Origin of the sequence: Streptomyces sp. 5-10 (assembly GCF_014712245.1) — a bacterium.
In the GTDB taxonomy this organism is placed as follows: Bacteria; Actinomycetota; Actinomycetes; order Streptomycetales; family Streptomycetaceae; genus Streptomyces; species Streptomyces violaceusniger.
In genome coordinates, this window is the sequence record NZ_JACVYG010000244.1 from 1 (window position 1) to 404 (window position 404).

Below are 404 nucleotides of genomic sequence, written 5' to 3' on the forward strand. Positions count from 1 at the left end.
CAACCGGCTCTGCGCGAACGACACCGGCAACGGCTGCGGCCGCCGATCACACCGCACGAGCCCGGGCCGCTCCCGGCCCGCCTGACCCGCGGCCCTGGCCACCCGATGAGCCAGCCCGGCCACTGTCGGGGCCTCGAACACCGCCCCCACCGGCAGCTCCACCCCCAGCTCAGACCGCACCCGCGACACCAACGGCGTCGCCAACAACGAATGCCCACCCAGATCGAAGAAACCCTCCTCGACCCCCACCCGCTCCACGCCCAACACCTCGGCGAACAACCGACACAGCAGCTCCTCGACCCCATCCCTGGGCGCGGTGTACCCCGATCCACCACCCCCGTGCGGAGCAGGCAAGGCCCGCCGATCCAGCTTTCCGTTCGCCGTCACGGGCAGCCGATCCAGCA

The 404-nt window shown here is 71.8% G+C and carries 1 protein-coding gene; it reads right to left on the bottom strand.

The window, feature by feature from the left end; all coding sequences use genetic code 11:
• The coding region (locus IEJ02_RS48030; RefSeq protein WP_191070538.1) for a phosphopantetheine-binding protein at nucleotides 1-404 on the bottom strand (404 nt) is incomplete at both ends.